We start from the raw sequence: 22802 nt of genomic DNA on the forward strand, positions 1-22802 counted from the left end.
CTCTTTCAGAGAGCGATGGTCGACGGGTAGGCCAACGCAATGTCTGCGCCGGCGGACTGGGCTTTCTCGATGCCGTTCACGGCGCGCGTCACGGTGAACCGCTGCGGGTTCAGCACCTCGAACGAATCGAACGAGAGCACCGGTGAGACGTTGGTGTTGCCGGAGAACGCCGACGCGGTCACCCCCACGTCGCCGCTGGTCAACGCCCCGGACGGGATGGTCTCCGAGACGTGCCACGTGATCGGGTCAGGGGTGCCGTCCTTCCACACCCGCGCGGAGATCGTCTGTCCCTCGATCCGCGCGCGGACCCAGAGCACATCGTTCGCCGCGTACGTCAGGCCGGTGGAGACGGTGCTCCCCACCACCGTGGTGACGTTGACGATCTCGATCTGCACCGCGCCCGTCGTGAGCAGCCGCAGCCGGGCCCGGTAGAACGCGCTGCCGGACTGGTACCGGAACAGGACTGCCGGGAGGAACGAGTTGCCGGTGGCAAGCGCGCTCGGCGAGATCGACACCTGCACCTCGCAGTCCGTCATGCTCAGCAGCCGCTGCCAGCGGGTGTTGGCGACGTTCGCGGCGAGGGTGATCGTGCCGCGCGTGCCGTTCACCGCCCGGTCGGACGCGGCCTCGCCGGTCGACGTCCACGCCTGCCCCGAGGTGGCGGTGCCCCACCCGTTCGACACCGAGCGGGTGAACGAGTCGGAGGCGTACGAGGTGATGCCCGTGCAGGTGACGATCTCGCCGCCGACGCGCAGGTCCATCGGGAAGTCGTCGCCGTGGCCGCTGGTGGTGAGGACGCGCAACTCCTCGCCGGGCGCGGTGACCGCCGCGGCGTCGGGGGTGAACTCGACGTTCGTGAACCCGAACGCCGACGGTAGCGCCGTGACCTCGAAGACGGTGGGCTCCCGCAGATCGCCCGCCGCGGTGAACAGGCGCACCTCGTCGCCCACGGTGATGTCCGCGGCGTCCGCGTCCGCGCACACGAGGTAGTCCGCGGTCGCCGAGTAGCCGACCGCGGTCGCGGTCTCCCCGGTGTACGCCAGGCTGCCGACCGTCCACGGGTCGCTGTCGGTGGTGAGCACCTCCAGCTCCGTCGCCGACGAGGTGGCCGCGGCGTACAGCTCCGAGCCGTCCGTGTCGACGTGCCCGAGGAGCACGTCCTCCACGACACCGACCGTGTACGGGGACGCCGGGACGCACACGAGGTCGATCTCCCACGCGAACTGCGCCAGGCGCTCCGTGTAGCCGACGACGATCAGATCGATCGGCTCGGGCGCCAGGTACGGCGAGCGGTCCCACGGCACGTTGACGATCTGCACGCGGTCGCCGACGTCGACCTCAGCCGCCGCGGTGATCGTGGACGGCGCAGACTGGAGCTTGAGCTTGACCAGCGGGAACCGGTCCTCGTCCACGACCCCCTTGTGGACTCGCCACGCGGCGTGGGGGTAGCACTGCGCGTCCGTGGCCAGGTTGAGGCTCAGGCTGTCCGCGTACCGGCCGACGCCCTCGGGGTCGGCGGACGGCAGTTGCACGTTCCGCGGCCCGGTCTCCTGCACGTACCGCCCGGAGCTGCCGCTCTCGCGCTGCACGGTGAGGTCGTTCAGCGTCGTCTGGTCGTCGCCGATCGGCTGGAGTGGCGACACGAGCCCGGAGCCGCCGGTGTAGTCGATCGTCAGCGTCGGCGCCTGGTTGTACAGGGTGGCCCGGTCCCGGTAGTTGAGCCGCGCCAGGGCGCCGTCCCGCGGTTCGAACAGCACCCCGTCGTCCACGTTGGCCGCGCTGCGGATCACGTCGAGGATCGGCGCCGGGAGCATCGGCCCGACCGCCTCCGACGCGCTGTTCTGGTCGCCGTCGTAGAAGCCTGTCAGCAGCGTCGCGTCCTCCGCCGAGCCGACCCGGCTCATCCGGGCGAGCGCCGTCTCCCCGGCCCACGCCTCGTCGGCGTTGTCGTACGTGTCCATCCCCGGGTCGTTCGTCGCGACGCCACCGGTGTCCCACGCGGACAGGTGCCCGGCGGCCATGCCGTCGAGCCCGGACCACGTGGTCTGCACGCCGGTGATGGCGCCGGCCGCGCCGCTGTAGCTGGTCCACGTGAACCAGTTCGAGGAGTCGTCGACCGCGCGCCAGCCGATGCAGACGTTCGTCGTGCCGCCGGAGACGTAGCTGAAGAGCTGCAACCGGCGCCAGACGCCGCCCGCGAACGCGTCGAGGGCGTCGGCGTTCGTCAACGACCCCGTGGCGACCACGGTGTCGGCGTTGTCGCGCGCCTCCGCGGTGACCGCGGTGTTGTCGATCCGCACACGCACGTACGACACCGCCGAGCCGGCACCGGACAGGTTCGCTCGCAGGAACGTCGTCGTCACGGCAGGCAGGCTGTCGAGCCGGTAGACGAACTCGGCGTGCCAGCCGCCGGCGGTCGCGCCGGTCACGGTGCCCTTGAGGGTCGCGGTGTCGGCGGCCGTGGGGAGCGGCAGGGCGGCGGGCAGGGTGTCGTCCGAGCCGAACGTCAGCCCGGTCACCGCGAGCGGGGCGCCGCCCTCCAGCCCGGACGCCGCCTGCGTGGCGCCGGCTTCGTCCTCCATGGGCCAGTACGCGAGCGGCTCGGCGTCGGTGATGGCGCGGGTGAGGGCGGAGCGTATGGGCGGGTCTCCGGGCTGCTGGTAGCGCCGTAGGACACCGGACGCGGTGATGTTGACGGTGGAGTCCTTGCCGCCCTCGGTCCACTCGGCCGGCCACTCGGAGACCTCGCCGATGAAACGCTGCCTGCGGTTGCTGATCGTGGCGTCACCGGCGAGGGTCCACGTCAGCCCCGTGGAGTCCGCGAAGCTCGTCGCGCCCGGCGTCTGCGCGGTGAAATCCGGCGTCGCGACCACCGTGCCGTTGATGCCGTTGCGGACCTCCGCGGCGAGGATCTGCCCCTGCGGCGCCGCGAACGCCACGAGCGTCTGAATCTGCCCCACGTCCAGCGGCGCCGTGGACGCGAACACACTCGTGGTGAACGCGCCGTTCTGCGGCTCGCCCACAGGCGTCCACGGCCCGTCGATCGTCGGCGCCCACCAGAACCGTACTTCGCAGCCGCCGGCGCCGTCGTTCACGTCCAGCGTGGCGCGCACCGCGAGCCGCTTCGACGGGGGTATCGGCAGCACCGCCGATGATGTCGCAGAGAAGAAGTCCGCACCGGTCGAGGACCACGCGAAGGCAAGTCCGCTGTTCACCAGCAGCAGCCGCCAACTGCGCTGGTTGGTTGCGGTGTCGTACTTGCCGATGAGGCACTGCGTGCCGGACGCGAACGGAGAGTCGAGGCGGAACTCGATCCTGACGTCGATGTCGCCGGTGATGTCCAGTGCGGCGGTGTCGGGGGTGGAGGCGCGGTCGCCGGAGAAGTCGGCGATCGACAGGTAGCTCTCGCCCTCGTTCGCGTACACGCGCAGCGGCGTGTTCAGGCCCAACTGCCCGTAGTAGGGGCTGAGCGGGCTGCGGCGGCTGTACTTCCCGCTGCGGTTGTCCAGCGTCATCGTGCACGTGCCCGGCTCGACATCGCCGGACTCCGAGCCCCGGCCGCGCTTGATCTCGATTGCCGTGGTGCCGTCGAGGCCGCGCGGGTCGCCGCCGAGGTCGGTCCACACGCCGCCGAGCTGCATCTCCACGTGCAGGTCGAGTTGGCTCTCGGGGAACGTCACCGGAACACCACCTTCCGCGTGAGCACGTTCGGGTCACCGCCGTGGCGGCGGATCTCGCCCTGCATCGGGTCGAACACGCCGCGGGCGACCTCCCGGCCGTCGAGTTGGAGGATCACCGGCACCGGCGAGAGCGCGGCGCCGTCGCCACCGCGGCGGGCGGCGGGCATCGCCGACACCGCGCCCGGGGCCGCCGGCGCGGCGAGGAGCGACTGCCACGCCCGCGGCACCCGCCGGTTCCGCTCGACACCGAGCGCGAAGCCCTCGGCGGTCATGTCGCCGATGCCCTCGGTGACCTTGGACGGGGACCGGATCCCGAGCGCGCGTTTGATGCTCTTCTCCATGGCGCGGGCGATCTTGAGCATCTGCTTTTCGATCGCGTTCTGCTTCTTCTGCAAGCCCCGGACCAGGCCCTCGGCCGCCTTGATGCCCGCGCCGTACATCGCGTCCCGCGCGACGTCGCCGACCTTCCCCGCGTTCGACGCGATCTGCGACCGCAGCGAGTTCATGCGCTTGATCTGCGCCTTGTCCGCACCGAGCAGCCCCTGCGCCGTCTCCAGCCCGCCGCCCTCAATGCCCGCCTCCGCGATCTCCGAGATCAGGCGCTTGTCCAGCCCCCGCTTCTTCAGCGTCGCGAGGGCGCCGGCGAGCTTCCCGGACTTGTCCCGGTCCGTCTGCAACTGGCTGAGGATGAGCCCGGCCGTGGGGATCCGCCCGTTCGTCTGCTCCATGACGCCGGTCACGTTCGCGCTGGAGACGATGCCCGACTTCACCGAGTCCCTGAGCTGAGACGCCGACTGCCGCAGGTCAGACAGCTTGTCCTTCGCCTTCGACAACTGATCGTTGACCCGGTTCAGGTTCCGCTCCTGCTTGATCAGCGCCGCCCCCGTGCGGTCCATGCCCCGCAGCAGCCGCCGCTCCGCGCCACCCTCCGCAGCCCGCCGAATCGCGTTCCGCCACTTGTTCAGGTTCGACACCAGATCGCCCACCGAGCCAGCCCCCGCGAGCTGCTTCTCGAACGCGTCCCGCGAGTACCCCGCCCGCTGCCCGAAGCGGCTGATCCCGAACGCCCCGGACAGCTCGCCGCGGGCCTCGCGGATCCGCCGCAACTCCTCCTTGCGCCGCTCCCGCGCCCGCCGCTGCCGGTCCGTCAACCCGCCGCTCGCGAACGACTGGATCCCGCCGTTCGCCTGCTCCTCCAGCCGGAACCCGAACCGGTCCGCCACCTCATCGAGGATCGCCAGCGACCGCGGCCGCTTCGCCGGCGACATCGGAATGTACGCCTCCCCACCGGTCTCGGGCTCGGCCCACAGCCGGTACGTGGGCTGCGCGATCTGCGCGACGTGCTGCTCCATCCCGCCGTCGGCGTACGCCCGTCCGTAGATGTTGCCGTCCGCCGACCGGCCCGCCGTGCTGCCGTAGTAGGTGCCCGACGGGATGCTCTTGTGCCCGCGGATCTGGTACGTCGTCGTCACCGTGGTGTTGATCGTCCGGGGGATGTTCGCCAGCGCCCGCTGGACCTCCCCGATCGACCCGATCGCCTGCCCGTTCTTCGTGGTGACGACCGTCTTGCCGTTCGGCAGACGCTTCGTCTTCAGCCCAACGGCCTCCAGCGCCGCGATCGCCTGCTTGTTGAGCGTGGAGACCTTGACGGACTTCGCGCCCGGCGTCTTCTGGATCGCGGCCTTGACCTCGCGCAGGCCCTTGACCGCGTCCTCCTTGTCCATGCGGATCCGGGTCTTCTTATCCGGGATCTTCAGGATCTGCGAGGCGAGCTGCCGCGCCTCCGCCCGACTCAGCCCCATCTGCACCGCGAGGCGGATCAACTCCGAGCGGCCCCGGGCATAGACGCGGTTGGCCCCTGCCCACGCCCCAGTCGACGCCCGGCTCGCCGTAGCCGCCTCATCCGTCTTCGTCGCCAGGTCCTGCAGCGCGGACGCCGCGTCACGGGCCTTCTGCGAGTTGAGGTTCAGCCGGCCGCCGGACATGCTCAAGGCACCGGCGTTCTCGCGCGCGGCCTTCGCCGCGTCGTCGATCGCCTGCTCAAAGCCGATCATCCCGCCCAAGCCCGCGCGCTGCGTCTCGTTCAACGCGACGAGGGACTGCCGCAGCCCATCCGCCGAAGCCTTCTGCGCCGCCAGAGCACGCTGCGTCGACTGCGCCTGACGGCCGAACAACCCCTGAGACTCCGCGGCGAGCTTCGCCTCGAACTTCATGTCCGCGAGCGCATTGCGGTAGTCGTTCGTGTGCTGCTTGAGCTGGCCCATGTCGCCGCCGCCGGCGCGCCACGCCTTCTTCAGGATCTCGAACTGCGCCGCCGCCGTCTTCGCGTCCCCGCCCCGCACGAGGTTCGCCATGCTCTTGTCCCAGGCGTCGACGTTCTTCGCGGCGTCGGAGATCCCGGGCCCCTTGGCGAGGCCAACGAACGTGCCGAAGTCGCTGGTCAGCTTCGCGAACCGGTTGTCGGACGCGCCCTTGCTGACCATGGCGATCGACTGGGACATCTCCTCCAGATTGGACTTCAGCTCGCCGGTGACCTTGCCCCTCGTCGCGAGGGTGTTCAGCGCGGTGCCGAGCGCGTCCACCTCGATGGCCGGCTTGTCGTTCTTCAGCTTGTTCAGCACCACCAGCAGACCGCCGATGGCCGCCGCCGCCAGCCCGATCTTCGCGCCCCGCGACAGCGTGCCGAACGCCGCCGACAACCCCGCCAGACCGCCGCCGGCCGCAGTCGACGCCGCGCGCATCGCCGTGGCGCGCCCCGTGAACGCGGCCATGGCCGTGCTCGCCGCCCCGAGACCAGCCGCCGCCAGGGTCACCGCCTTGTACGCGACGGCGAGTTGCAGCAGCGTCGACAGCACGTCGGTGGGGATCGCGTTGACCATCTTCGCGAAGGCGTTGACGACCGTCAGCATGCTCACGCCGGTGTCCGCCGCCGCCGCCACGAGGTGCGTCAGCGCGCGGGCGAGGTTCCGCAGCGTCTCGCCCACGAGCGGCCCGTTCGTGCGGGCGTAGTCCATGAACTCGGCCATCTGCCCGCGGCCGGTGCCGCTGTCCATGGCCCGGGAGAAGGAGATCAGCCCGTCGGTGGCCTTCCGCAGTGCGCCCGAGGAGAACGCCGCGAAGCTGTTCATGAACCGCTCGAAGCCGGCCGACTGGATCCCGCCACCCATGACCGTCATCAGCCGGTCCAACTCGCGGGACGCGCCGCGTACGACCGGGGAGAGACGCGGCAGCAGCGCCCCGAAGTTCGCGAACGCCTTCGTCGCCACGGGCATAGCGCTTCCGGCGAGGAGGTTCGACCACTCCTTGTAGTCGTCCTTCAGCACCCCCAGCGCCAGCGCGGCTTGCCGCGTCGGCGCCGGCATCGCGTTCAGCGCCCGCAGGTACTCGGTCTGCGCCTTCGCCGCCTCCGCCGACGTCTTCCCGTGCTCGCGGACGGCGTCCTTGTACTTCTTCTGCGCCTCGGACGCGCGGGACAGAGCGGGGACCTGCCCCGCGACCGCGAGCCCGAACGCGCCCACCGCCACACCGGCAGCGGTAGCGCCCGCGGCGATCGGCACCAGTGACGCCCCGATCGGCACCAGAGCCGGCGCCAGGGAAATCGCCGCCGCCTTCAGCTTGTTCATGCCGTCGCCACCGCGGCCGGCGGCACCCGACAGGCCACCCAGGCCGCCGCGGGCGCCGGCGAGGCTGCCACCGAGGCGCCGCATGCTCGCGTCGAGCGCGTCGGTGTCGTCGCGAAGCGTCCGAGTGCGGCTGCTCAGCCCGGCGAGGTGCCGGTCGGCCGCCGCCGCGTGGGCGCCGAGGGTGCGGATGGAGGCGTTGACGGACGCCAGGCCGCGCGCGGTGTCGTTGTCGACCCGTACGCGGATCTCCACGTCATTCGCCAACGCCCTCCCCTCCCTCCGTGTCCTGGCCTCCTCCGAGGCGTTCGATTTCGAGCAGGTGCAGCAGTTCCACGTCCTCCCGCAGGAGGGTGGTCAGCGTGTAGCCGGGGAACCTCTGCAGCAGGCCGAGGATCAGGCGGGCACGCTCGTAGGCGGCAGGGGCTCGGACAGGGTTTCCGTCGGAATCGACGCCACCGGGGACGGCCCGCCAGAGGGCGAGCTGTCGGCCAAAGGGGCGTCCACCTTCCCCCCGAGAATCTCCATCCACTCGGTGGCGAGCGCGATCGCAAGGTCGTTGTCGATACCGAACAGGGCCTTGCGGTTGCACGGCAGCGGCTTCCCGCCCTCGTCTTCGAGGTTCCAGGAGATGAGGGAGTCCCCGAACTCCTCCATTTGACGGACAAGAACGCTGCGGGTGTCCCCGTCGTCCGAGTCGGAGAGCCCCTCCAGAACGAGGTACTCCTCCAGGGACTTGCCTCGTGCGTACGCGAGGGGTGCCTCTTCGCCGTCGTCGACGACGCCGTACTCCTTGTGGTCCTGGAGGGAGATCCTCAGGCGGCGGGTGGTCTTGCGGTAGCCCATGGTCAGCTCCAGGTGGGGACGGTGCCGTCCGAGAGGACCCCGGGCACGGCGAACGTGAGTTCGCCCGAGTCCGCGCGGGTCAGCGGGTAGTCCGTGTACAGCACCTCGTTCGCGAGGGTCTGCCCAGACACCGTCAGGGTGGTGGTGCGCGCCACGGAGGTCGACGGCACCGTCTTGAACACGGCGTGCGACATGTTCGCCGCGTCGTTGAACACTCCGTTCAGGGTGATCGAGAAGTCGGCGAGCAGCAGCAGCCGCTCGTACGCGCTCTTGTCGATGCCCGTCACGTCCTGCACGCCGCGGGGGGTCGCGTACTGCAGGTTCGTGAAGTCGTTCTTGATGGCCTGCGGGGTGCCGGACGCATCGTCGACCGACGCAGTCGTCCAGCCGAGGCCGCTCTCCTTCGCCATGGTGGCTATCCCTTCTGATGTGCGTCGGCGAGCGCCTGCTGGTGCTCGGCGAACTGCTCGGTCCAGAACTGCGGCCGCTGGTGCTGCCGGGCCTTCGTGCCCCGGGGGTTGCCGCGGTGGTCGCCGTCGCGGACCACGTACAGCTCCGGGCGGTCGATGCGCGTGCGGTGGGTCGCGGCGCGGAAGCAGGGCTGCCCGCCCTCGAACATGAGCCAGGTCTCGCCGTCGGCCACGCGCTGCTCCACGTAGCGGTACGGCACCCAGCGGCCGTTGACCTGGTGACGGGCCGTCCGGGCGTCGTGGAGCATCTGCGGGGGCAGGCCCTCGACGCGCACCCGCCAGCCGTTCCGGTAGTCGGGGCAGTCGACCTCGGCGCAGGTGGCCGGCCGCCAGTGAGTGGAGACCGGCGCGACGATGGCGAACGTCTTGTACGCCTCCGGCGGCATGGCCGGCTCGACGCGGTTCATGGGACGCGGCTGCATCAGAACACCACTCCTGCGATCTCGTTCTTGATGACGACGACGGCGAACGCCAGCTCGGTGAACCCGCCGGTCGTGGAGGTGGCCACGCGCAGGTAGCGGCGGACCGTGGCGTCGTTCGCGGTCGCGATGCGCTCGGCGACCGGTCCCGCGGTGACCTCGGTGAACGCGAGGCCGGTGACCGCGGCGAACGTCGCGTCGTCGGCGGAGTCCTCGATGGTGATGGTGGCGTCGGTGCCGGTGAACGCCATCACCTGCACGTACGCCTGCGCGCCGAACGCCTCCGACGCGGTGGTGTCGATCGATGCGCCGTCCGTCGCCGCGGTGTCCGTACGGACGCCGGCCGTCAGCGACCGGCCCCATTCGACGCCGAAGCCGTTGCACTGCAGGTCGAACGCGAAGGTGAACGCGCCGTCGCCGCCGCGCGTGCCGTCGTAGTTGACCTGCTTCGACACCTGGCAGGCCGCGGGGTTCCCGAGGGTGGTGCCGCGGAAGTAGGCGCCGTGCACGTCGGTCATGGGCAGCGACGACAGGCGGGGGTGGGCGCGGTCGGTGTCCGGGTTGAAGAACGCGGTGCCGGTCATGCCGCCGGTGCGCAGGCCGCCGATGCGTTCGTTCGCGCTCTTGTCGATGCCGGTGGTGCTGAGCGCGGCGGGTCCGCCGGAGACGGAGATGCTGTTGACGTCGCCGGACACGTCGTAGCCGTGGATGTAGAAGTTGTCCCCGAGGCCCGAGCTTTTCGCCACGTCAGGCCACCTCCGTCCAAAGATCGTTGACGACGACCGGGAGAGAGATCGTCATGACGCGGTACTTCGCGCCGTCCTGCTGGATGTAGCCGGCGAGCACGTCCAGCGGCTGGCCGTGGGCGCCGAGGAGGTCGACGGAGCGGAGCAGGCCGCCGAGGGTGAAGTCGCCGGAGTAGGCGGCGCACAGCGTGTCGACGGCGGCGAGCATGTTGGGGTCGATCTCGTCGGGTGGGTTCTGGATCATCGGTGCGAAGAGCCGCACGTTGAACGTCAGCAGCACCGACAGTGACGACAGGCCGGAGGACCGTACGGGGGTGACCCGGTTCGCCCACACCGCCGCGGTGAGGCCGTGGCCGGGCGGGTTCTCCGGCTCGTGCTGGTTGACCCGCTCGAAGTGCCCGGAGGCCATGGCGTGGGAGACCACGGCGTCGAGGATGCCGAGGACGTTGAGAGCCATGGGTCAGCCCCCCATCCCGGGGAGGTGCCGCCGTACGGCGCGCTCCGCGATCTCGGGGCCGCGGGACCGCGCCGCCTCCTTCGTCCGCCGCCAGTGGCCGTACCCGGCGAAGCGGGTGACCGGCGCGTTGCGGGAGCCGACGCCCTCCAGCCACGGCCCGTACACCACGCCCTGGTCGTGCACCAGGGAGGTATCGCCGCTGACTCTGGTGGTCGTCACCCGAGACACGTAGTAGCCCGTGGGGTTCCTGAAGTGCGCACCCATGTCCGTCAGCGCGCGCTCTTCGGCGAACTCGGCGATGTCCTCGCGGGCGTCGTCGCAGGCGTCCTGCGCGGCGCGGGCGGCGCGGCCATCGAACAGCGGCCCGGAGATGTGCACGGAGATGCTCATACCGCCCTCACCCTGGCTTTCCTGCCGTGCGAGGCGTACACGCGGTCTCGCAGCGCGGCGAGGGCGGTCGCGTCCATGGCGCGTTCGCTGCTGCCGCCGTCGCCCGTACGGCGCGTCCGGGCGTACCCGGTCCGCTCGTTGTCGAGCTGCGCGACCGCCTCGGCGAGGACCAGGTCCCGCACCGGGCCGGGCGGGTCCCACCGCACCACAGCGGCACCGGAGTCGTGCGCGGCGGCGGTGGTGCCGAGCGCGCCGCGGCGGACGGTCAGCGTGCGGGGGGCGTAGATGTCGGCGCCGGCCGTGTGCGCGGCGAGCACCGAGCCGTCCCACCCGCGCTTCACCGTCAGGGTGTTGCCCGCGATGTCGACGATCAGCATGCGCTCGGACTCGATGAGGACCACCTCGTCGACCGCGAAACCGCTACCGTCCGCCACGGTGACGGACACCGCGCTGTTCTGCGCCGTGAGGTCTCCGGCGAGGTTCTGCCCGGTGTCGGCCATGGTCCGCGCGGTGACGAGGAGCCGCTCTGCGCCGAGGCGTACGACGCTGCCGACGCCGAGCGCGGCGGCGGCCGGCCCGTCGACGGTGATGCTCGTGGCGTTGGCCGAGGCGACGGCGGCCGTGAGCGCGCCTACGGTGGTCTCGTCGTTGCGGTAGCCGAACAGGCCGGTCAGCGTGATGTCCCGCTGGTGGGTGTCGCCGCCTCCGAACGTCGCCGGGCCGGCGAGGTCGATCTCCACGCGGTTGTACGGCGGGCCGCTCCGGTTGGGCTCCAAGAAGAAGTCGGCTTCGTTGATCGGCACGCCGCCCGACGACAGCGACGTCACCGAGATCAGCTCGGAATCGTCGAGCCACAGGCGCCACGGGCGCGCGTACTGCGGGCCCGGGAAGTCGAAGTACCTGGTGGCGATCTGCGGGTAGAAGCGGCGGTGACACAGCGCCTCGACATCGCGCGACGCGGACTCGATGGCCCGGTCGACCTGAGAGGCGTTGCGGGCGGTCGTCTTCGAGTCCAGCGCCCGCATCACGTCCTCACGGGTCGCGTACACCGGCTGCATCATCGGCCGACCCCCACACGGATGCGGCCCATGCGCCGGTTGCCCGCCTCCCAGACCTGCCCGTCGTACGGGCAGTACTGCTCACTGCGCGGCCCGGAGCGCAGCGGCTCCCCGCAGTCCAGGCACGCCACCGGGGGCCGCTCCATCTCCTCGCGGCGCATGTCCGAGGCCTCGTGAAGGATGTTCAGCAGCCCGTACCACGAGCCCTGCTCGGCGGCGGCCGCCGGCTCGGGCCCGGGCGGCGGCCCGGCGGCGGCGTCCAGCGCGCCGAACGCGCCAGCGGCCGAGCCGATGACCGTCCGGGCCCCGGCCGCGGCGCCGGACAGGGTGCCACCCGAGAGGCCCGCCGCCCCGATGACTGTCCGCCCGCCGGCGGCCGCGGCGGTGAGGCCGCCGTACGCGGCCGCGGCGCCGCCGTTCACCCGCCGCACGCCGCCGGCCGTCGCGCCGAGTGCGCCGAATGCCGCCTCTGCGGTGCCGGTGATGGTGGACGCGATCGGCGGATCGTCCTCGGACGTCAGCGCCGTCGACCCCGCGGTGAGGTTGCGGCCGTTGCCGGACACGTCGGTGATGCCGGTGAGCATGGGCCAGTTCGCCCACACTCCGGCGGTGCGCACGATCGTCGCCGACGCCCACTCGGCTTCGATCTCCGACTGCGACAGGACCGCGGACCAGACGCGGACGTACGCGAGGCCGCCGTTGAACCACTCGCCCGCCTCGCCGATGCTCCGGCCGAACAGGGTGATCCCGTCGGGTGTGGCGCCGCCGGTCACCTGCCCGGTGACCACGTTCGTGGACCCGCCGACCGCCCGGGTGTAGATCCGTCCGTCGGTGGCGCCGGTCCCGCCGACCGTCACCGCGAGCATGCGCCAGGTGTCGACGGCGAGGGCGTCAGCGCCGATGATGCCTCCGGTGTTGCCGGGGCTGACGACGATGGGGGTGGTGCCGCTGCTGCCGGTCGTGATGGTCACCGCGGTCGACGCGCCTGACGAGGAGTGCAGCCGCATCATCGTGGAGAAGGTGTCGAGGTCGGCCCTCAATCTGGCCCAGAAGACGGCCGTGAATGCCGTCGCGGGCGCGGGCGGCGGCGCGGCCGTGTACGAGACGCGGTCGGTGGCCGCGTCGGCGCGCTGCGACATTCTCGGTCCTCCTCTCTGGGCTCGGGCTCGGGCGGGTCAGGATGCGACGGGCAAGGTGAGATCCAGCTCGCCGGCAGGGATGGTGAACGTGTCGCCGCTCGCGACGGCGTTCGCGGTGACCGTGCCGGAGCCGCCGAAGGCGCCGGCGGTCGACGCGGACCACATGGAGAAGTGCGTGAAGTCCTCGGCGCCGGACACCCCGGTCCACTCCAGGTCTGCGGTCGTCGTCTTCGCCGCGCTGCTCGCGGCGCCCCACGTCGCTTGCTTGCGGGTGGTCTCGGTCGCCGGGTTGCTGGTGCCCGCGGCGCCGGGGTCGCCCACGTGCAGCTTGATCCACGGGTAGGCGGTGCCCTGCGCATCGAGGTGCGTGTTCGCCGCAGCGGTGGAGAACCCGACGGCCATGACCTACTCCGCTCCCTGCGCCGTGGCGTCGATGAGCTGCTTCTTCGTCATCTCCGCCGCACCCTCGACACCGAGGGACTCGGCGTACTCCAGCCACGCCGTCTTCGGCGCGGCCTCGGCCGGCCGCTCCGGCGCCGCGGGGGGCCCGGTGCCGGCGGCGGGAGCGGGCTCCTCCGGCTCGGGCCATGCGTCGGGCTCGTCGCCGTCGGTCCAGGTGCCGCCGACGACCGTGGCGCCGGCGATGGTCGGCCCACCGTGGCGGGTGATCTTCGGCATGGGTTCTCCGTCCTCGCGGGATTCGGTGTTGCGGCAGTGAGGGCACCGGGTGAGGCCGACCGCGTACGTCGCGCCACAGCCGGCCTCCCCGGTGCACACTCGCAGCGCCATGTCAGGCCGCCGCCACGCTCGCGCCGTCGTCGAGCGGCACGTACAGCAGCGACCACTTCACCGCGCCGGTGGCGTCCGCCGCCGAGACGTGGACGTCGACGGTGCCCGCGTTCAGGACGTGCGCCCCGTTGCCCGGCTGCGCCACGACCTGCCCCACCTGAGAGGACACGTTCAGTGCCGAGCCGACTGCGGCGGGCAGGCTGTACTGCGTGTTCACCGCGTCCGAGGTGATCGCCGTGGCCGTGCAGAGGTCGGTGTCCGTACCGGACGCCGGCGAGTACACGAGCTTGGCGCTCGGGGTGGTGCCGCCGATGACGGTGGTGACCTCCCCGTACAGGCCCATGAGGATGATCCGGCCGCCGGTGATGGTGAACAGGTTGGACAGCGCGTTCTGCGGGACCGTCTTCGCGGGCTGGTCGACCTTCCGGCCGAACAGCAGCGTCCGCATGTCCCGACCCTGGATGATCGTCGTCATGTCGGTGCCCCCCTCAGACCAGAGCCGCGAGGTTCTGCGGGGTGCGCTGCACCGCGAGATCGTGCAGGACCGCCACGACCGTGCCCGTGCTGCTGGACGTGCACTTCACGTGCGTGAAGCCGTCCGACAGCGACGTCGCGTCGACGGTGAACACCGCGCAGTCCAGGCCGGCAGTGCCCGCGATGGTGACGGCGGCGGCAGCGGCCTGCGTCTGCTCCGTCCACGCCCCGCCGAGGCCGTCGGACGTGTAGTAGTGGTCCACGACGGCGAGATTCTGCGCGCCGGTGCCGGCGGCGTCCTGCGCCTCCTGCACGGTGAACGTGTCACCGGCGGCGAGGTAGCAGACGAAGCTGACCGCGTTGGCGTCCCTGAGCGGGACGAGGACGCCGTCCGCAACTGCGACGGCGTTGAAGACCCTTCCGAGTCCGTCCATGCTGCCCTCCTTGAGGGGGTTGATTGCCTCTTTGGATGTGGCCCCGGCAGGGGCGTTACTGCCTGCCGGGGCTGGCGGTGATCAGGCTCGGGTCGCGACCTTCACGAACGGCGACAGCGTGTTGCTGCCCTTCCGCGGGGTGATCGCGCTCTTGATCCACGGCTGCCCGTCGACCCGCTCGATGAGCCGGACGGCGGTCTTGTCGTTGCCGAACTTGTAGTGGATCGACGTGTCCATCTGCATGGCCTGGCGGTCGCCCACCAGGTAGTAGCCGAAGTCCACGAAGTTGATGTCACCGGCGGTGCCGACGCTCGACACCTTCTCGGTGAAGATCACGGGCCGGCCGAGGATCGTCATCGGCGGGGCGCCGACGCCGTCGTGCGCGCCGGTGCCCATCCACACGGCGGAGCCGCCGGTACCGACCGACAGCGCCATCGTGGCCAGCTCGGGGAAGGTGTCGATGTGCGCCACCCACACCGCGCGGCCGATGCTCGACGGCAGCATGCGGGAGTACGCCTTGACGATGTTCTCCCACACGATCGTCCCGGCGGTCTGGCCCGACTCCTTCGCCACGGCGACCGCGGCCGGGGCGTTGAGGTAGCCCATCGGCTGACCGGCGCCGTTGCCGTCGGTGAAGGCGACGTCCTCGAACCAGGCGAGCGCCTCGGGGTAGGAGTCGGACATGAACTGTTCGAGCGAGATGACGCTGTCGCTGAACAGCTCGTTCGGGAGTTCGCTGTACAGCGTGAGCTTCTTCGCCATCAGCATGATCCGGCCGAACGTCGGGCTGGACTCGGCGAGTTCCGCGCCTTCCTCGGTCCAGAACGCGGTGACACCGCCGTACACCGACGAGGCGTTCGACGTGGAGTCGAGCATCGGGTACGGGACGGTGAGGGTCTCCATCGGCACCACGCGGGCCCGGGAACGGACGACGCTGGTCTCCAGCGCGACGCGCAGCAGCTCGCTGCGGAGGTACTCGGGGATGAGGAACCCGCCGTCGGCGGGGATCGACGAGCCGAACGCGTTCTGAATCCGTGCGATCTCCGCCTGCCCGGACAGCGCGGCCTCTCCCTTCGCGCCGGCCCACGTGGCGCTCATGAAGTCGGACCAGGACGCGAACTTCTTGTCCAGCGCGGCGCCGGGCGCCTTCGCGTTGTAGTGCTTCGACCGGGCGGCCGGCGTGCCCTCGGGGGAGAGGTTGAGCCGGTTGATCGCGTCGATCTGGTTGTCCTTCAGCAGGTCCGCGAACTGCTTCTGCGTCTCCTCGCGGATCTGCGCTTCGATCGTCGGGTCCGACGCGGCCTGCTGCTTGGCGTAGTTGGTGATGAACTCCGTGAGCGAGTCCTGCGACTTGAGGATCTCGGCGCGCCGGGTGTCGTCGCCGAGCATCTGCTCCAGCTCGTCGGCGTTGCGCGGGACGGTCAGGGTCGGTGCCACAGTGCCCTCCTCCTAGGCTTCCGTCGCCGCGCTGCACGGCGTTGGTGTGGTCAGGTGTGCGATGACGGCCGACCAGTCGTCGGCCGGTGGTTCGGTGAGGTGTGCGGTGGCGGCGGCCCACTCGTCGACGGGCGGCTCGGCCGGCTCCGGCGTGGGGGGCGGGGGTGCGTCCGGGGCGGTCGCCGGCGGCGGCACAGCGGCGGCGGGCTCGGGCGGCTCGGCGGCGGCCGGCGCCGGGGGCTCCGGGGCGGGCGCCGGGACGGGCGCCGGGACGGCCGCGGCGACGGCCGTAGCGGTGAGGGCCTGCCCGTCGATCGTCAGCATGATCTGCGTCGGCCGGGCCGGCTCCGTCGCGGCAGGCGGCTGCTTCGCGATCGGCTCCGGCGCCGGGGCTTCCTCGCGGCCGGCGTACCGGAACGCTGCGAGGTACTGCTCCCACACCCGGGCGCCGGTCGCCTGCGGCTCGTTGCCCTCGTCGGGGTCCGCGCCCTTGCGGGGGAGTTCGGCGACCTCATCGGCCAGGCCGGCGGCGACCGCCTCCTCGGCGGAGTACCACGTCTCCGCGGCCATCGCCGCGCGCCACGCCTCGATGTCGCCACCGGCGCGCTCGGCGTACACGGCGGCGATCTTGTCGGACTGGCGGTCAAGGAGATCCGCGAGTTCGCGCATGTCCGAGGCGTTGCCCATGCACAGCCCGGACGCCTCGTGGATCATCATCTCCGACGCGGGCATCATCACCACGCGGTCGCCAGCCATGGCGATGACGGACGCGATGGACGCGGCCAAGCTGTCGACGTAGACGGTGACTTCGGCGGAGTGCGCGCGCAGGCCGTTCATGATGGCGATGCCGTCGAAAACGGACCCGCCGGGGCTGGACAGCCTCAGGTTGATGCGGGCGGTCTTCAGCGCCCGCAGTTCGCGGACGAAGCTCTCGGCTTCGGTGCCGTACCAGCCGATCTCTCCGTAGAGGATGACGTCGGTCTCGTCGGCGCCGAGGTTCTCGATCCGGTACCACTGCCGGTCGTCGGCGAGTTGGGCCTGCAGCGACTGGGGGAGGCGGGCGCGCACGCCGGGCTGATCGGCTCCCGCCACTGTGCCGTTCCTCGGCATGCGCGCCTCCTGATCCCCTCGGGTACCCCACCCGGTGACAACGCGTGATGACAACGTTGTCAGACCTCATTGTGCACGACCGGAGGGCCGAAACCCCCGCCCGCGAAAAATCAGTCGTCGGACGCCCGGCGCTTCCGCACTGTGCCGCGGCACTCGTGCCCGTGCTCCGCGCCGACGCAGCCCACGTAGCCCCGCCCGCCCGGGTAGTCCTTGTAGGCCGCCTCCCGGTTGCGGTACAGCTTGCCGTCGTTCTTCTTGCACGGCTCGCAGGTGTTGTCGTCGATCGTCTCGACCGCAACCCACCGCATCGCGGCGTCCGGGTCGGCCAGCGCCGCCGGGTCCTCAGCGGGCGCCGGCGGGGGCGGGGCGGCAGGGGGCGCGGGCGTGGGCTCCTCCTTCACCGGCACGTCGAACCCCAGCATCGTCAGCAGTTTCTCCGCCAACTCCGCGGTCCCGGACGACCCCCGCAGAAGTTCGATCAGCAGCTCCTTGTCCGGATCCGCGTCCGGCTGACCGAACGGGATCTCCGGCAGCCCCAACGCCTCCAGCACCGCCGGCCCGTACGCCCCGACCTCGATCAGGTCCTTCGCGGCGCGGGCCTTCGACTCGCGCTCGGCGTTCTGCGCCTCCTGGTCCGGCGGCACCGGGTTCTCGTAGTCGAACTCCAGGCCCTCGGCGGCCCGGCCGAAGAGCTTCAGGAGATCGCAGTTGACCGCGGCCTTGATGCGTTCCAGGCGGGGCACGGTGAGCTGCTCGGCGAACCACGACTTCGAGGCTTCGGCGGTGGCGCGGTTGATGTCTTCGACGTCGCCGACGGCGAACTTCGGCATGCCGAAGGCTTCTCTGATCACCTTCGAGGAGACGTCGCGCAGCTCCACGAACTGCATGTCGCGCTGGCTGAGCTTGCGGTCCTTCCACACGCCGTGTTCGAGGATCGCCACGCGGTGGGCGTTGGCGACGCCCTTGTGCTGCTCGTTCCAGCGGTCCCGGAGTTCGTTGAACTCCTCGTCGTCGAGGCGGTCCGGCACCTCGATGATGCCGCCGGGCTCGGCCGAGTTCAGGAAGAAGCTGCGGTTCCACTCCGCCGAGTAGCGCGTCGCGTCCAGGTCGGCGAGGACCGACTGCACGGGGCCCATGCCGCGGTACGGATCCATGGGATTGGGCATGCGGAGCTGAATCACCTGGTCGAGTTCCAGCGGGATCCGCTCACCGCCCGGCCCGAGGTACACGTACCCGGCGAGGAATTTCTCCGGGTCCGGCACGGGCAGCATGCGGTCTGGACGCACCGGCCACAACTCCAGCGGGATGCTCTTCACCTTCGGGTGCCGGACGATCACCCACCATGCCTCGCCCGTGAGGTCCACGTGCTGCTGGAAGGTCTCGACGAACTCCTGCCGGGGCATGAACGGGTTCGGCCGGTTCCACAGGTCGAGCGCGGCGTGCGTCGTGACCTCGGTGCGGTCCTCGGGCAGCCCGCTCTTCGCCTTGCGCCAGAGCTTCCACTCCACCTGCGCGGTCGCGTTCGAGGTCCGGTTGACGATCGCGAACAGCGTGCCGACGGAGCCCATGGCGCTCATCTGCGCCGCAGCGTCCGTGCGGTAGAACTGGCCACCCCACCGGCCGGCGCCGCGCGCCACGTACGGCACCGGCGACCGCCCCCGCAGTCCGCCGGCGAGCGCGCCCACGAGCGACCTCATCAGCGCACCGCCTTCTCGTCGGTCGTCAGGTACTGCACGACGAGCAGCGCCGCACCCGACGCGGCCAGGCCCGGCGCGACGCCCCACGCCGTCCACGCCGACGCCGCGAGCGCACCGAGGCCGCCGAGCTGCAGCAGCCCATCCCGCGCCTCCCGCAGCCGGCCCACGAGACTGCTCATCCCAGCCACCTCACCCGAGTACGGCCGCCCAGGTCAAGCTGCGCGCACATGTACCGCATCGCGTCCATGCCGTGGTCGTCTGCCTTCACCGGCTCCTCCTTCAGCCCGCCGGCGTTCCCCGGCTTGACGGCCCACACGTAGCCGTTGATCTCTTCGGCCGTGCACGTCGGTTTCTTCGCGTCTGCCAGGTCTTGGTCCCGCTCGACGAGGGCGCCGCGGAGGATGTGCAGCCGCGGCCGGCCGTCGCCCTGCGCCTTCAGGCGCGACTGCACGGCCTGGATGCCGTCGCTGACGCCCTTGCGGGCCGCGGCCGTGCCCATCCCGAGATGGCGCTCCAAGGTGGCCCGGTCCTCGGCGTCGTGGTCCACGATCACCGCGCGGGGCTTCGGCTCCCCCCAGCCCATCACGCACTTCTCACACGCCGCGTGATCGTGGATGCGCTGGTTCCGGCCGCAGTGCTCGACGCACACCTCGACGCTGCGCAGGATCGCCTTCGCGTGGTCCTCCACCAGGCGGCGAGTTCGATAGTGCTCGCGGTAAAGGTAGAGGCGTCCGTCACCGTCCTCCGCCCACATCTGGCAGACGAAAGGCGCCGTGAAGCCGAAGTCCACGGTCCACCAGCGCGTCCACTCGGCTGGGATGGGGAAGGGGTCGACCAGGTGCACGCCGTCGTCCCAGCCCTCGTACACGATCCCCTCTGCCGCCACCCACTTCCCCCAGCGCATGCGCTGGTAGCGGGCGCCGGTGAGGCTATCGAGTCGGGCGAGGTACGCCTGCCCGTACTCGGTCCACTCGCCATCCTGGTAGAGGCGCGGGTTGTCCTCGTGCTTGCTGTACAGCATTCGGCAACGCCCGGCGTCCGCACGGAGCTTCAGGTGGTGGGTGGGCGACCCGGGGTTGGTCGCCATGATCAGGCGTTGGCGGCTGAGTACCCCGTTCCGGAGGCGGGAGACGATCGTGTCCAAGTCCTCTTCGGTGACCTCGATCGCTTCATCGACGAACACGAGATCAAATTCGGTGCTGAGCAGCCGCGAGGCTCGGTCCAAGCCGCCGACGACGATGACGCTGCCGTTCGCGTACTTGTACGACGCGGGCTCCTGGGGGGAACCGCCGTAGAAGCGGAGCGCGCCAGCCTCAATCGCCTCCTTGGCCACCTTCTCCCGGAACGTGACCAGGGTGGATGCCGTCAGTGAGGCGAGGGTCTTGCGGACGACCAGCGCGCGCACCTTCGGGGTAGATAGGCAGGCGAGATGCAGGTACATGAGCGCGCCGACGCTCTTGCCGGTCCCGGCTGCGCCGCTCAGGAGCACCTCAAGGTCATCCGACTGGAAGAGTTCCCGCGCGGCGCCACGCGGCTCGTACGTCACGACGGTCGCCTCAGCCATGGTGGCGCTCCAGATAGGACATGGCGCCCCGCAGCAGCGCGGGATCGTCCTTGAAGTGCCCGAGACCGTGGTTGCAGGTACCGCAGAGCAGACCACGTACGCACTGGCCGCACGACCGGTCGCCAGGGCAGCACTTGTGATCGTGGTCAACTGCGAGCATGCGGCCGGTGCTGCACTGGCCTCCGCATATGGCGCAGCCGCCACCCTGCGCGGCAAGCATGGCCTGGTACTGATTGAGCGTGAGCCCGTAGTTCCGCAGCCGGGCCTTGTCCCGGTTGCACCCCTTGCACATGTACGCCAGGCCATCGGGATACCGGCTGCTCTTGCCGAACTCGCCCTCGGGCAGCCATGCGAGGCAGACACGACACAGCTTCCGGCCGGCGTCGTCCCGCTCCAGGTGGGATCGCCATGCCCGGATCTCCGTCAGCGGCTTGCCCGCGGCGCGCTGGTCATTGTGGGCCGAGCAGAGGCCACGCACGTCCGCCAGGCGGTCGCACGGGCCGTAGGAACACACGGACCTGGTCTTGGTGATGACGCACTCGGGATCGCCGTGCTTCTTCCACCTGGTGTAGTGCATCTCGCACCAGCCGCGCTTAAGTGCTGGTTTCTCGCAGGCGTCGCCGGAGCAGCGACGGCGCCCGGCCCCGTCGTTGCGCTGCCACTGGTTGTAGTGCCTGCTGCACCACCCTCGGGCGGTGTGGGGCTTCTCGCATCCGGGCACGCTGCACGTACGCTTGGTCATGTCGATCTGCTCTCTCAGGTCGGCCATGCCCCGGGGGTGTTCCCGCACCCGCCGGGGTCTCATCTCATTATCGCAGGTCAGAACGCTCATTTCAGCGCCTCGGGGTCGACTCCCACGATCTCGTACCGCACGCCACCAGAGACGTTGATCTTCTTCTCTGCGTCGGTGCCGGTGAGTTTCCGGATCGACTCGTTCAACTGGCGCGCCTCGCGGATCGCGGCGAGCTTGGGGCCGTCGTCGAGGACGGGTGTCCCGTCGGGGCCGATGACGACCTCTCCGTGTGAGTACGCGAGGTGGTCCCGTTCGAGGATCTCCAGCGCGGCGAGCGTCAGCTCCTCCAACTGCGCGAGCAACGACTTCGCGAGGGACTCGACTGGCTCGCGGGCGATGTCGGCGAAGGCGTGCTGCACGCCGCGGTACGCCTCGGGGCGGTTGCCGTTGTACAGCTCGTCGGCGATCTGCCGGAACGTCTTGCCCTGGCCGCGGAGTTCGGCGGCTCTGGCGTCGCGGCGGGCTCTCTCGGGGGTGCGTACGAAGCGGTTGTTGCCGTCGCGGGGCTGGGACTGTGCTCGGGTGCGGGCGGCCTCGCGGGCTTCGTCGGTCGGCTCGGGCATCGCGGCACACCTCCCTCTGACAACGTTGTCAGCAGGATAGCCGCCGCACCCCCCGGAACCCCGGGCCGCGCAGAAGACGCAGCTACGGCGCCAGGCCCTCATCCTCGAGGATCTGCGACCCGAGGAGCGCCCCGTAGTCCTCCTCGGTCAGGCCCTCGCAGTCGGCCGGTTTGCCCTTCACGCCGGGCGCCCGGTCCTTCAGGGCCTGCGTGCACTGCTTGACCTGTTCCTCGTAGCTCGGCTCGTCGTCGGAGCAGCCGGCGCTGGCGAGCAGCAGCACGGCGGCGACGACGGTGGTGGTGATGGCGCGCATGGATACCCCCGGAGGCGTGGGCGTTGGCCGGAGCGTGCCGCGCGCGGGGTGCGCCGGGTAGGGCCGAACGGTCCCTACGCGTTGTCGGCGGCGCGCGCTACGGTCGCGGGATCGGCCCCGGCAGGGGCTGGCGTTGCCGGCATAGCTCACCGGCGCGGGCGGTCGGGACCCCCAGTCCCGGCCGCTTCGGCGTGTGGGCATGGGTCGGCCCCGCCACCCGGGTGGGCGGCGGGGCCGGGGCGGGGCAGGTCAGAACGACTCCATGCGGTCGAGCCCGGTGACGTTGAGCTTCATGCCCTCCATGGTCTCCAGGGTGGTGTAGTCCTCGCCCTTGTCGGTCTGGCCGGGCTGCACGTCGGTCACCCACAGGACGCTGTTGTAGACGCGGGTGCCGCTGCTGTCGACGACCTCGTACGACACCTCGTAGTTGCTGGTCTTCGAGCTGTTGTTCCGGATCGTGTAGGTGACCCAGATGTCGGGGACGCCGTACTCGCTGCGGTCGTCCAGGTTGATCGAGGTGAGGTCGTCGGCCTCGCTCTTCTCCTTCGCCTCAGGCTTCTCCTTCGGCGGCGGCTTGTCGTCGCCCTTGGCCGGGGCGGCGGGCGCACTGCTGGACGTGCCGGGCTCCTCGGCGCCGCCACCACCCAGCGCGGCGGCGGCCATGCTGACGGCGATGAGGAACGCGAAGACGCCGAGGACGCTCAGCAGGATCGTCTTGCCGCGGGAGCGGCGGGCGCCCGGCGGCGGCGGAGGGGGCGGAGGCGGCGGGTAGGGGTACGACATGGCGGTTCCTCTCGGGTCGG

23 protein-coding genes are annotated in these 22802 nt (G+C 70.9%); all 23 read right to left on the reverse strand.

The features are described from left to right. Positions 1–5: 5 nt before the first annotated feature. Positions 6–3680 (reverse strand): hypothetical protein, encoded by a 3675-nt coding sequence (locus LG396_RS04950; RefSeq protein WP_225793749.1) that lies wholly within the window; start codon positions 3678–3680, stop codon positions 6–8. Continuing rightward, complete coding sequence (locus tag LG396_RS04955) at positions 3677–7567, reverse strand: hypothetical protein (protein WP_225793750.1); 3891 nt, start codon at positions 7565–7567, stop codon at positions 3677–3679. The genes LG396_RS04950 and LG396_RS04955 overlap by 4 nt, the downstream gene beginning before the upstream one ends. Positions 7568–7696: 129 nt before the next feature. Beyond that, a complete protein-coding gene (locus LG396_RS04960; RefSeq protein ID WP_225793751.1) occupies positions 7697–8146 on the reverse strand; it encodes a hypothetical protein in 450 nt (149 codons plus the stop codon). 2 nt (positions 8147–8148) lie between these two features. Then, positions 8149–8556: a hypothetical protein gene (locus LG396_RS04965; RefSeq protein WP_225793752.1), complete on the reverse strand. Its 408-nt coding sequence runs from the start codon at positions 8554–8556 to the stop codon at positions 8149–8151. A 5-nt stretch (positions 8557–8561) separates the two neighbouring features. After that, positions 8562–9038 (reverse strand): hypothetical protein, encoded by a 477-nt coding sequence (locus LG396_RS04970; protein WP_225793753.1) that lies wholly within the window; start codon positions 9036–9038, stop codon positions 8562–8564. Then, on the reverse strand, positions 9038–9781 hold the full coding sequence (locus LG396_RS04975) for a hypothetical protein (RefSeq protein ID WP_225793754.1): 744 nt from the start codon (positions 9779–9781) through the stop codon (positions 9038–9040). Before LG396_RS04975 ends, LG396_RS04970 begins: the two co-directional genes overlap by 1 nt. Before the next feature lies 1 nt (position 9782). Then, positions 9783–10238 (reverse strand): hypothetical protein, encoded by a 456-nt coding sequence (locus tag LG396_RS04980; protein ID WP_225793755.1) that lies wholly within the window; start codon positions 10236–10238, stop codon positions 9783–9785. Between the two features lie 3 nt (positions 10239–10241). Then, positions 10242–10628: a hypothetical protein gene (locus LG396_RS04985; RefSeq protein ID WP_225793756.1), complete on the reverse strand. Its 387-nt coding sequence runs from the start codon at positions 10626–10628 to the stop codon at positions 10242–10244. Beyond that, entirely contained in the window at positions 10625–11677 is a 1053-nt protein-coding gene (locus LG396_RS04990; RefSeq protein WP_225793757.1) for a hypothetical protein, read from the reverse strand. The genes LG396_RS04985 and LG396_RS04990 overlap by 4 nt, the downstream gene beginning before the upstream one ends. An 8-nt stretch (positions 11678–11685) precedes the next feature. Further along, entirely contained in the window at positions 11686–12825 is a 1140-nt protein-coding gene (locus LG396_RS04995; protein WP_225793758.1) for a LamG-like jellyroll fold domain-containing protein, read from the reverse strand. Between the two features lie 36 nt (positions 12826–12861). Continuing rightward, a complete protein-coding gene (locus tag LG396_RS05000) occupies positions 12862–13227 on the reverse strand; it encodes a phage tail fiber protein (protein ID WP_225793759.1) in 366 nt (121 codons plus the stop codon). Positions 13228–13230: 3 nt separating this feature from the next. After that, positions 13231–13503 carry a Rho termination factor N-terminal domain-containing protein gene (locus tag LG396_RS05005; protein WP_225793760.1) on the reverse strand — a complete coding sequence of 91 codons (273 nt, stop codon included), beginning with the start codon at positions 13501–13503 and terminating at the stop codon, positions 13231–13233. 112 nt (positions 13504–13615) lie between these two features. Continuing rightward, positions 13616–14089, reverse strand: coding sequence for a hypothetical protein (locus tag LG396_RS05010; RefSeq protein ID WP_225793761.1), 474 nt, complete (start codon positions 14087–14089; stop codon positions 13616–13618). Between the two features lie 13 nt (positions 14090–14102). Next, positions 14103–14522, reverse strand: a complete 420-nt coding sequence (locus tag LG396_RS05015; RefSeq protein ID WP_225793762.1) for a hypothetical protein — start codon at positions 14520–14522, stop codon at positions 14103–14105. An 81-nt stretch (positions 14523–14603) separates the two neighbouring features. Further along, a complete protein-coding gene (locus LG396_RS05020) occupies positions 14604–15959 on the reverse strand; it encodes a phage major capsid protein (RefSeq protein WP_225793763.1) in 1356 nt (451 codons plus the stop codon). A gap of 12 nt (positions 15960–15971) precedes the next feature. Further along, positions 15972–17069: a head maturation protease, ClpP-related gene (locus LG396_RS05025; RefSeq protein WP_225793764.1), complete on the reverse strand. Its 1098-nt coding sequence runs from the start codon at positions 17067–17069 to the stop codon at positions 15972–15974. A gap of 110 nt (positions 17070–17179) precedes the next feature. Next, positions 17180–18766 (reverse strand): phage portal protein, encoded by a 1587-nt coding sequence (locus LG396_RS05030; RefSeq protein WP_225793765.1) that lies wholly within the window; start codon positions 18764–18766, stop codon positions 17180–17182. Continuing rightward, positions 18766–18945 carry a hypothetical protein gene (locus LG396_RS05035; protein ID WP_225793766.1) on the reverse strand — a complete coding sequence of 60 codons (180 nt, stop codon included), beginning with the start codon at positions 18943–18945 and terminating at the stop codon, positions 18766–18768. The genes LG396_RS05030 and LG396_RS05035 overlap by 1 nt, the downstream gene beginning before the upstream one ends. Further along, a complete protein-coding gene (locus LG396_RS05040; RefSeq protein WP_225793767.1) occupies positions 18942–20330 on the reverse strand; it encodes a phage terminase large subunit in 1389 nt (462 codons plus the stop codon). Before LG396_RS05040 ends, LG396_RS05035 begins: the two co-directional genes overlap by 4 nt. Next, positions 20323–21099, reverse strand: coding sequence for an endonuclease VII domain-containing protein (locus LG396_RS05045; RefSeq protein ID WP_225793768.1), 777 nt, complete (start codon positions 21097–21099; stop codon positions 20323–20325). Before LG396_RS05045 ends, LG396_RS05040 begins: the two co-directional genes overlap by 8 nt. 59 nt (positions 21100–21158) lie before the next feature. After that, positions 21159–21686, reverse strand: a complete 528-nt coding sequence (locus tag LG396_RS05050; RefSeq protein ID WP_225793769.1) for a hypothetical protein — start codon at positions 21684–21686, stop codon at positions 21159–21161. An 82-nt stretch (positions 21687–21768) separates the two neighbouring features. Further along, positions 21769–21999 (reverse strand): hypothetical protein, encoded by a 231-nt coding sequence (locus LG396_RS05055; protein WP_225793770.1) that lies wholly within the window; start codon positions 21997–21999, stop codon positions 21769–21771. A gap of 249 nt (positions 22000–22248) precedes the next feature. Continuing rightward, positions 22249–22782: a hypothetical protein gene (locus tag LG396_RS05060; protein ID WP_225793771.1), complete on the reverse strand. Its 534-nt coding sequence runs from the start codon at positions 22780–22782 to the stop codon at positions 22249–22251. Positions 22783–22802 lie beyond the last annotated feature (20 nt).

The sequence above is a fragment of the Streptomyces aculeolatus genome, from assembly GCF_020400605.1.
GTDB lineage: Bacteria > Actinomycetota > Actinomycetes > Streptomycetales > Streptomycetaceae > Streptomyces > Streptomyces aculeolatus.